The organism is Microcoleus sp. AT8-A3, from assembly GCF_036705675.1.
Classification (GTDB): Bacteria; Cyanobacteriota; Cyanobacteriia; order Cyanobacteriales; family Microcoleaceae; genus Microcoleus.
In genome coordinates this window covers 363,490-373,544 of record NZ_JAUBVD010000001.1, presented here as the reverse complement: position 1 = coordinate 373,544, position 10,055 = coordinate 363,490, and the positions used below count along the sequence as shown (strand labels likewise).

Annotated in this window: 3 protein-coding genes and 1 CRISPR repeat array; all 3 genes read right to left on the bottom strand. The window is 47.7% G+C overall.

Annotated features, from left to right (window positions below; translation table 11 throughout):
* Positions 1-122 precede the first annotated feature (122 nt).
* Positions 123-5,514: direct repeats of the CRISPR family, unit length 37 nt; unit sequence GTTTCAATCCCTGATAGGGAGTTTGGTTAATTGCGGC.
* Positions 5,515-5,792: 278 nt separating this feature from the next.
* Positions 5,793-7,910: a DNA-binding protein gene (locus QUB51_RS01550; RefSeq protein ID WP_333054284.1), complete on the bottom strand. Its 2,118-nt coding sequence runs from the start codon at positions 7,908-7,910 to the stop codon at positions 5,793-5,795.
* 371 nt (positions 7,911-8,281) lie between these two features.
* Entirely contained in the window at positions 8,282-8,977 is a 696-nt protein-coding gene (locus QUB51_RS01545; RefSeq protein ID WP_333232938.1) for a Uma2 family endonuclease, read from the bottom strand.
* A gap of 33 nt (positions 8,978-9,010) precedes the next feature.
* Complete coding sequence (locus QUB51_RS01540) at positions 9,011-10,018, bottom strand: ribonuclease III domain-containing protein (RefSeq protein ID WP_333054286.1); 1,008 nt, start codon at positions 10,016-10,018, stop codon at positions 9,011-9,013.
* Positions 10,019-10,055: the final 37 nt, after the last annotated feature.

The window sequence follows — 10,055 nt, the reverse complement described above, 5'->3', positions numbered from 1 at the left end:
ATCAATTACGCACTTGATTTAGCTAAACACTTCATCTTATCATGTTTGAGGTTGAAATTAAGATGCGTTTACCCTGGGTTAATTGCGGCTGTTTTTTCATCATTCTGTAGGTTGGAATAATGGTTTCAATCCCTGATAGGGAGTTTGGTTAATTGCGGCTTGTCTAGAGTCAATAGGTGACTACTAAGTAATTAGTGTTTCAATCCCTGATAGGGAGTTTGGTTAATTGCGGCGTAGATTATGTCTACCCTGATGAGACTTCTCATTGGGTTTCAATCCCTGATAGGGAGTTTGGTTAATTGCGGCGGTACATGAGCACAGGAGCCAAGCGCAAGCTTAAGTTTCAATCCCTGATAGGGAGTTTGGTTAATTGCGGCTTAATAATACTTTGGATGGAAGAGATTATATGGTAGTTTCAATCCCTGATAGGGAGTTTGGTTAATTGCGGCATCTGGATGGGCCGACGAGTAATTTACCGCGAGTCAGTTTCAATCCCTGATAGGGAGTTTGGTTAATTGCGGCTTTACAGATGTGATCTCTACTGTACCTATGCTCTTAAGTTTCAATCCCTGATAGGGAGTTTGGTTAATTGCGGCTCAAGATTGGGAGCCGGAAAGCGTGGCTGAACAAGGTTTCAATCCCTGATAGGGAGTTTGGTTAATTGCGGCTCGGCGGCTGGGGCGTGTCGGTGCCGGTGTCCGTGTTTCAATCCCTGATAGGGAGTTTGGTTAATTGCGGCCAGATTTTGGAGAAGTACAACATAAAGCCGAGCCAGTTTCAATCCCTGATAGGGAGTTTGGTTAATTGCGGCCCGCTGACTTTTGCTGAAGAAGAGATACTGCCAAGTTTCAATCCCTGATAGGGAGTTTGGTTAATTGCGGCACTAAACGCAGTCGGTACTTTTCAGCTAAGAGTGTTTCAATCCCTGATAGGGAGTTTGGTTAATTGCGGCATTATTGAAAATTATCATACAGAGTATACAGGTGTAGTTTCAATCCCTGATAGGGAGTTTGGTTAATTGCGGCTGCCACTTTCGGGCATCAGCAGGGAACAATCTAGAAAGGTTTCAATCCCTGATAGGGAGTTTGGTTAATTGCGGCCTTCCCGGTATCCTATGGCATCTCCCCCGGTGAGCGTTTCAATCCCTGATAGGGAGTTTGGTTAATTGCGGCTTTGACGGGGTGGAATGTTTAAATACAGAAGATTGGTTTCAATCCCTGATAGGGAGTTTGGTTAATTGCGGCAATCGGCTCTTTCAGATTTGAGCCTGTGGGAGATGTTTCAATCCCTGATAGGGAGTTTGGTTAATTGCGGCAAACAAAATGACTTACAGCAAATACGATCCAGAGTTTCAATCCCTGATAGGGAGTTTGGTTAATTGCGGCCCTTTGGATGGACTGCCCAATATCTCGATCACAAGTTTCAATCCCTGATAGGGAGTTTGGTTAATTGCGGCCCCATGAACAATCTTATCGCAATTACGCAGCAAGGCGTTTCAATCCCTGATAGGGAGTTTGGTTAATTGCGGCCCACCTGTCGAGCGCGATCGGGTGTTTGTCTTTAGTTTCAATCCCTGATAGGGAGTTTGGTTAATTGCGGCGGATTTAGATTTAGATTCTCACGCTAAGGCTGGGGCTGATCGTTTCAATCCCTGATAGGGAGTTTGGTTAATTGCGGCCCTAGTTGCCATTGCTTACTCCTTAAAAATTTTCGTTTCAATCCCTGATAGGGAGTTTGGTTAATTGCGGCTCAGATACTCTAGCTGCGTTACACTACTTTCTGGTGTTTCAATCCCTGATAGGGAGTTTGGTTAATTGCGGCTTAATTCGTTGTCGATGTCAGCGAGTACGCCACGTTTCAATCCCTGATAGGGAGTTTGGTTAATTGCGGCCTGGTTAATCCTTGGGTTGTTTGGCACTGTCTTAGCTTTGGTTTCAATCCCTGATAGGGAGTTTGGTTAATTGCGGCTTGTCGATTCAAAGGTGGTGGATTTCATGGTGGAGTTTCAATCCCTGATAGGGAGTTTGGTTAATTGCGGCTCGGCAATCCTGGGAGTCCATGAAAAGAGCCAATGCGTTTCAATCCCTGATAGGGAGTTTGGTTAATTGCGGCGGAGAAGAGCTAGAGAGGGGAGGGAAGGCTGGGAAAGTTTCAATCCCTGATAGGGAGTTTGGTTAATTGCGGCGTGCCGTGCTTGCGCTATATAGCCGATTGCCTAGTTTCAATCCCTGATAGGGAGTTTGGTTAATTGCGGCCGTCTTTGCTCCCGTTTTGTAATTGATTCGGATTCGTTTCAATCCCTGATAGGGAGTTTGGTTAATTGCGGCTGATTTGTTTGTATCGTATTTTTTGAGTATAGCGGTTTCAATCCCTGATAGGGAGTTTGGTTAATTGCGGCGTAAAAGCCTTGCCTCTGACGGTGAAGTATTAAGTTTCAATCCCTGATAGGGAGTTTGGTTAATTGCGGCCCAAAGCCAAATCAATGAAAAACATTAACCATAGAGTTTCAATCCCTGATAGGGAGTTTGGTTAATTGCGGCTTAGAAAAATAAAGGGGGACTTTCCCCCTTTTTCGTTTCAATCCCTGATAGGGAGTTTGGTTAATTGCGGCACAAGACGAGATTAAATCTCCTGTTTATTGGTCATGTTTCAATCCCTGATAGGGAGTTTGGTTAATTGCGGCCAAAAGACCCGCGGGGCAAGCGCCAGAAGGGAAGGTTTCAATCCCTGATAGGGAGTTTGGTTAATTGCGGCTATTCGGAGAGTCGATCGATTCCTAATTTTTTGAGGTTTCAATCCCTGATAGGGAGTTTGGTTAATTGCGGCTGGCGGTTCAGTTATTGAAGGCAAAAATTATTTGTTTCAATCCCTGATAGGGAGTTTGGTTAATTGCGGCGCGTTATTGACCTGCGTTATAGGTTAGTGTCCCTGGGTTTCAATCCCTGATAGGGAGTTTGGTTAATTGCGGCCTTAATGAAAAGCTCGATCGCCTTTACCACTGCTGAAGTTTCAATCCCTGATAGGGAGTTTGGTTAATTGCGGCAAATCGAAAAAGATGATTTTGGTCATGGCTTTAAGTTTCAATCCCTGATAGGGAGTTTGGTTAATTGCGGCTGGGGAGAGACCTGGAACGATTCTAAAAATAGATGTTGTTTCAATCCCTGATAGGGAGTTTGGTTAATTGCGGCTAAGGGGGCAGCCAACTTGTTCGGATGGGTCTACCGGGTTTCAATCCCTGATAGGGAGTTTGGTTAATTGCGGCCTGAGAAATTCCATCCTGCTTAGCCGCCGATCGCAAGTTTCAATCCCTGATAGGGAGTTTGGTTAATTGCGGCTCTTTCATATCCTCAGTCGGTGCAGTCTTTGAAGTTGTTTCAATCCCTGATAGGGAGTTTGGTTAATTGCGGCAGATGAGCTTGTGCTGCTCTCCAGCCAGCGAAATTGTTTCAATCCCTGATAGGGAGTTTGGTTAATTGCGGCGTGCCGGCGCTAGCGCCGGCCGCGCGAGGCACGAGCGCGTTTCAATCCCTGATAGGGAGTTTGGTTAATTGCGGCCCGGCACGTCTAGTTTATGCGCTTCTTCATCTTGAGTTTCAATCCCTGATAGGGAGTTTGGTTAATTGCGGCTTTGCAGATACCCACTTTTTGCACTTATCGGTATCGTTTCAATCCCTGATAGGGAGTTTGGTTAATTGCGGCTTCTGAGTTGTGTTGCCTGTAATCTCAGCCTGAATCGTTTCAATCCCTGATAGGGAGTTTGGTTAATTGCGGCTTATTGCTTGGGAATATTGGGACGCAGAATTAAAAGTTTCAATCCCTGATAGGGAGTTTGGTTAATTGCGGCATACCACTATCAAGCATTCCTTCTTGTAGCTTGGTTTGTTTCAATCCCTGATAGGGAGTTTGGTTAATTGCGGCAGCCGATCGCACTTCCCGCAGAAACCCCGGCACTGTTTCAATCCCTGATAGGGAGTTTGGTTAATTGCGGCTGCATAGCTTTAGTGCCATCCCAATCAACCATTTTTGTTTCAATCCCTGATAGGGAGTTTGGTTAATTGCGGCTAACTTGAAACTTGAAACCGCAACCAATCAATTTTGTTTCAATCCCTGATAGGGAGTTTGGTTAATTGCGGCCGAAATTACTTAATTTGATTGATGCTCTTCAAAAGGTTTCAATCCCTGATAGGGAGTTTGGTTAATTGCGGCCCAGAAGATTTTGGTGAGCATCCTGATGCAGCCGTTTCAATCCCTGATAGGGAGTTTGGTTAATTGCGGCGTTTTGCCCCGCGGTGGAGCTCAAAATGCTGGCTGGGTTTCAATCCCTGATAGGGAGTTTGGTTAATTGCGGCAGAGGAAGCTTGGGAGAACTTCGCAGAATTTCTGTTTCAATCCCTGATAGGGAGTTTGGTTAATTGCGGCATTTAATCACAGCCGCCAAAATCCAAGAAGCCCTAGTTTCAATCCCTGATAGGGAGTTTGGTTAATTGCGGCGCATCAGTGATTCCATGAATTTCTGTGCATCACGCTTTGGTTTCAATCCCTGATAGGGAGTTTGGTTAATTGCGGCTAGCTTGAGATATCAAGAGCCTCCAATAATGGCTCACGTTTCAATCCCTGATAGGGAGTTTGGTTAATTGCGGCGCGTAGCTCGCATCCCATTGGTGCGGCGAACATCGGTTTCAATCCCTGATAGGGAGTTTGGTTAATTGCGGCGGGCGGTGTTGCCGCAGGGCATAAGTCTTTGAGTGTTTCAATCCCTGATAGGGAGTTTGGTTAATTGCGGCCAGAAACGCAATGCCAACGAAAGAGCGTTTGCTGATGCTGTTTCAATCCCTGATAGGGAGTTTGGTTAATTGCGGCATTTTGGTAGGTACATATGCAGATGAGGGGTGACGTTTCAATCCCTGATAGGGAGTTTGGTTAATTGCGGCTATAAAAAAAATCAGTGGACAGGCTGGAATAAAGGTTTCAATCCCTGATAGGGAGTTTGGTTAATTGCGGCAATAAAAACTTTTCGATTCAGGATATACGGTAAAGCTTGGTTTCAATCCCTGATAGGGAGTTTGGTTAATTGCGGCCTGATAGGAAATATCTCCCAATTGCTTTAGCGGTGGGTTTCAATCCCTGATAGGGAGTTTGGTTAATTGCGGCTCTTCTATACCCACAAATTGAATGTCCATTAATCCGTTTCAATCCCTGATAGGGAGTTTGGTTAATTGCGGCGGCAGTAGTTTGGATGAAGCTGCAAGGTTGATCGTTTCAATCCCTGATAGGGAGTTTGGTTAATTGCGGCAGTATCTTCAATTGCAATTGATGCTTTTTGAATGGGAGTTTCAATCCCTGATAGGGAGTTTGGTTAATTGCGGCCTGGCTAGTAGATTTTCACTCTTTATACCCTCATATGGTTTCAATCCCTGATAGGGAGTTTGGTTAATTGCGGCAAGAATGGAATACCTGAAAGAAGCACTCTTGGTAAGGTTTCAATCCCTGATAGGGAGTTTGGTTAATTGCGGCCGCCCGTTCCAGAGGCTTTGCTGTATTTGGTTTTCAAGGTTCATTTGCGTCTGCATAAAACAAAAGTACCATTTCAGCCTTCGACTTGTCAATACCCAACTTTTCAGACAGCCCTCAAACCCTTGTCCCGCATAGATTTCAGCGATTGCGTCTACCATTTTATTGCTTGAAGGGCCTCTAACCCTTACAGCATCTACATTATAGCCCCCCAATTTAACACCTCGATTTTTACACCTACTCATAGACGCATTTTCCACCCAAAAACAGACATCAACCGATCACCACTTACCCAAAGCCCCCCAAACAGTACCCGAAACCACCCCCCAAATCGCCCCCAAACCAGCCCCCACGATCGCCCCCGCCACAGGCCCCAACTCCACCGGCACCCCAGCGCTAACAGCCGGAAACATCGCAGACACCCCCGCACCCAACACAGCACCCGCAAAAGTCCCCAAAAAACTACCCCAAATCGCCCCCAAACTCCCACCACTTACACCCGAAGGCTGAAACGAAATCGGCAACTTCGGCGCAAACCCGCAAAAACCCAACAAACCGCCAGAAACCACACCTCCAACAGAACCGACACCAGCCGCCACGATCGCCACACCCAGCAGCAAACGCGCAAACTCATCCACCGGCCGCATCTGGACACCGTACTGCTGCCAAACCACCAGCCCAGCCCCCAAAAAAACACCAGCCAGAGTCCCCACAAACGAGCCCCAGACCGCCCCCAAATACCCTCCCCGCCGGCCCCACACCCTCCCCACCGGCAGCGCCAGAGGAGGCTGAAAACTCGCCCAAACACAGCCCCAGACAGCACCAACCCCCGCCCCAGCCAAAATCCTCTCCCCGATCCCCGGAGTGCTATTAATCGCCCCAAACACCGCACCGCCGATCGCCGCCAACAAAAAAGCCCCCCAAGCCGCCCCCACCAAAACTCCCCCCCACTTCCGCCAAATTTGATTCGGCGACAAAGTAAAAACCCCCCACATCACCCCAAAAAAACAGCCCCAAATCGAACCAACAAAAATCGCCCCCAAAATAGCACTGCCGCCCTCAGCTATTGCCGAATAAATCCCCCCGATCGCCGCCAAACACAAACTACCCCAAACACCTCCCCAAGCAGCATCCTGAATAATGCGCTCAAACTTGCCCAGGGGAACCCGAGGCGCAGGAGTCCGACTCCGAGAAGACATTGGCATCGGTAGCAACGGCACTGCGTACTGGCCCATGGGGCGCGACAGGCCCGTGGCGGGCTGTTGCCGACGCACTGCGGGCTTGGGCACGACAGGCGGTGGTTGGGGCTTTTTACGCTTGGTTTTCGCGGGCTGCAAGTGCAATCCGTGGCTGATTGCTTGCCGCGAAGGAAACGGATCGCGCCCTTTCAGGAGTTTTGCCCGATCGCACCAAGGGCACCGACTGAGATGATTTCCGTATTTATGCTGACTGTTTTTGCTGCAAGTAACTAAAGCATCTTCCGCTTCCCGAATCGCATTCACCCAAGTTTTCGCATCCGGGCGCGCCGCAGGATTGCCGTGCCCTTCCTCAAAACAGCGGATAAACATCTGCCGCAGTCGGGGATGCAGCATCTCAAAAGGAGGCGCAGCGGGCATCGGGCGGTAGGGAATCCGTTTCGTACCTGTGGGGAAATGGCCCGATCGAATTCTCGCTTCCAAAGACGGCGGTTCATCGCTACCGAGATAAACTCCCGCAAACGGATGCGTACCTTCCATCAGCAATTGAAAAATTAATACCGCTAAACCGAACAAATCGTGCTCTGGAGATCGATCGATATCGCGGAAAGTCTGCCCCTGCAACTCCGGCGGCGTAAACTCCGGTTTCCCCACGGGACACCGATAAACGTAACCCGTATAAGGATCGCGGACTTGAAACGAATCCGTGTCCACCAGCGTTACCAGCGCCGTATCCGTCACGAGAATGTTCGACTCGTTTACATCGCCGATGACGTAACCCCTGACGTGGAGGGCATTTACAGCCGAGGCGAGGTTTCTGGCGGTACGGTGGAGGTAAAGATAGCTAAATAGCGGTTTTTGTTCGCGCCTGGTTTTGGGAGTGTAGAAAGTGTGTACCGGCATCACTTTGTTGACGCGTGGCATCACAAAACCGACGATTTTTTCGCGCCCGCCGACAGTATGCAGCAAATCGATCGGCCAAGCAATGGAAGCGTGCCCGGGTTCCGCGATCGGCGCATCCGGCGGCATACTGAACATGACTGTGAGTTTGTCGCCGTCTTCGTCTGTCGGTTTGTGGTAGATTTTTGCTACAAGGGACGAGTCTTGGGCGATCGGGTAGATGCGACCTTCACCCCCACTGGCGATCGCGTTTTTGGTGTCGATCGCAATCAGTTGTCCGCTAAATTGGCGCTGCAACTGCATAGAATTCGCTTAGGGTATGGGGGCATCAATCGATTTTAGATTTGAGATTTTGGATTTTAGATTAAAGAAAGCTACCCCACTGATAAATCCGTAATTCTATTTTATTGTGGGGAGTAGGGGTTGGGCAGGAGAGCCCGCCCTGGAAAATTCAGCAACAGGCTACGAGGGACTGTTCCACGATAATTCTATTTTATTGTGGGTTGGGCAGGAGAGCCCGCCCTGGAAAACTCAGCAACAGGCTAGGAGGGCCTGTTCCACAATAGTTCAATTTTATTGTGGGGAGTAGGGGTTGGGCAGGAGAACCCGCCCTGGAAAATTCAGCAACAGGCTACGAGGGCCTGTTCCACAATAGTTCAATTTTGCAGTTGTGCTTACAATTGATTGGGATCGATGCCCATTTCTCGGAGTCTTGCTTCCAAAGCTTGCGATCGCGATCGTTCTTGTTCCAGCAGCATTTCTGCCTGTTCGGCCCGCGCCTCGGCTTGCTGGATCTGTCGATCGAGTTCCACAAAACTTCTAAACGGTTCTCCAGAGGGCCCGAACATTTCGAGTCCTGTTTCTGATAATTGAAACCGCACTCCCAGTCTCGGACTTACCCAACCATCAATTTGTTCGATCTGTTCTAATTTTCCCTCAGCCCGCAACCATCCTATCAGTTCCAATTTTTCGGGATCGTACAAATAGTATTCTTCTACACCATAGCGTTCGTAAAATTGAAATTTTTGCATCATCGGAGTCAGACGATTTCCCCGCGACCAAATTTCAAATGCGACTTGTGGCGCAATATCATTTTCATACCACTGTTGATAGGAACCTCGATATCCTTTGGGGATGCCAAAAACTGCCATTACATCTGGTGCTTGAGACAGTTTGTTATTGCCTTCCACCGGATACCAAAGCAAGTCACCTGCTACAAAAACATTTGGATCGTCGGCAAACAGCAATTCTAAGTTTTCTTTAATCCAAACAATTAATCGAAACTGATCCGTATTGTTTGACATCGGTTCGCCGTTATCGTCGGGGTAGATGATATTTGATTTTTCGGGAGATTGCAGTTGTGTAACCATTGCTGTTTCCCCAATTTTTTTGACAATTTGATTTTATTTCAGTCGATCGCCTGTTTCCTCTTCCAGTTCGTCAACTGCGGTTTGGATAAAGTTATCCACCAACCAGTCGCGGGTACGCGAGAAATTGCTTCTCAACTCCAGGTACTGACTGCCTAGTTTTGCCTTAAAGTCTTTGGGGAAAATCTCTTTGGCCACTAACATATTTTTCCAGCGAGTTAGCTGGCTGGCGTTGCGTTCGGGAAAGCGGTTGTACAAATAGTCGATCGCGATCGCATCTAGAATATCCGCCCCCAGGATTTCCCGGCGTTTCACCTCGTTTTCTGGCCCTGTTTGTCGCCGCTGAGTTATCTCCCCATGCTGGCAAACATTTGGTTCAATCAAGTGCTGAATCAGCCAGTTTTCTGCACGAAAAAAATCGCGATCGAATTCTAAGTAAATCGCGCCAAACAAAGCTTCACAAGTCTCCGAAAAAACTCTATTGCGATCGCTTTCTTCTGTTTCTCTCCCATTCCATACGCGCCAACTGAGTTCGTTGAATTTCAGATTTTGTGCAAAATCCGCAAGTTTTTTGGGTTCTGCTAAACGAGCTTTTAAGGTTGAGATAGCATCGGGATCTAGTTCGGGATATTCGCGGTAGAGGTAATCGGTAACAATAGCACCGAAAATCGCTCCCCCTAGGAGTGACAGGCGTTGGTACTTAACCTCTTGCCAAGCGGGAGACTCCTCCGGGCGATCGGAGTAATAGCTGGTAGAGGAACGGCAATTTAAGGCAATTTCCAGCAGTTTTGTCTGCTGAAAGCTGGAAAGGTCGATCGCTGCTTTGACTGCTTCAATATCTACCTTTTTATTTTTTATTAGCTCTAATTCTTCTTCACATTTTCCCCACTTTTCCAACCAATCACCGCCCGCGTCTTCCACATACAAATCCACAAAATCTACCCCGTAATTCATCCATTCATCCTGCATTTTTCTGGCTGCTTCCAGTTCTTCCCAGACTTTTTGCAAGTTATTTTCAACGGTATGTGTACCTTGTACTGTCATAGTATTTGATTTTGATGTAATTAGATTTTATTTCCAA

Bases quoted from the DNA above. Each gene is read 5' to 3' on its own strand.
- QUB51_RS01550 (WP_333054284.1), bottom strand. From the start codon at position 7,910: ATGCAGTTGCAGCGCCAATTTAGCGGACAACTGATTGCGATCGACACC.
- QUB51_RS01545 (WP_333232938.1), bottom strand. From the start codon at position 8,977: ATGGTTACACAACTGCAATCTCCCGAAAAATCAAATATCATCTACCCC.
- QUB51_RS01540 (WP_333054286.1), bottom strand. From the start codon at position 10,018: ATGACAGTACAAGGTACACATACCGTTGAAAATAACTTGCAAAAAGTC.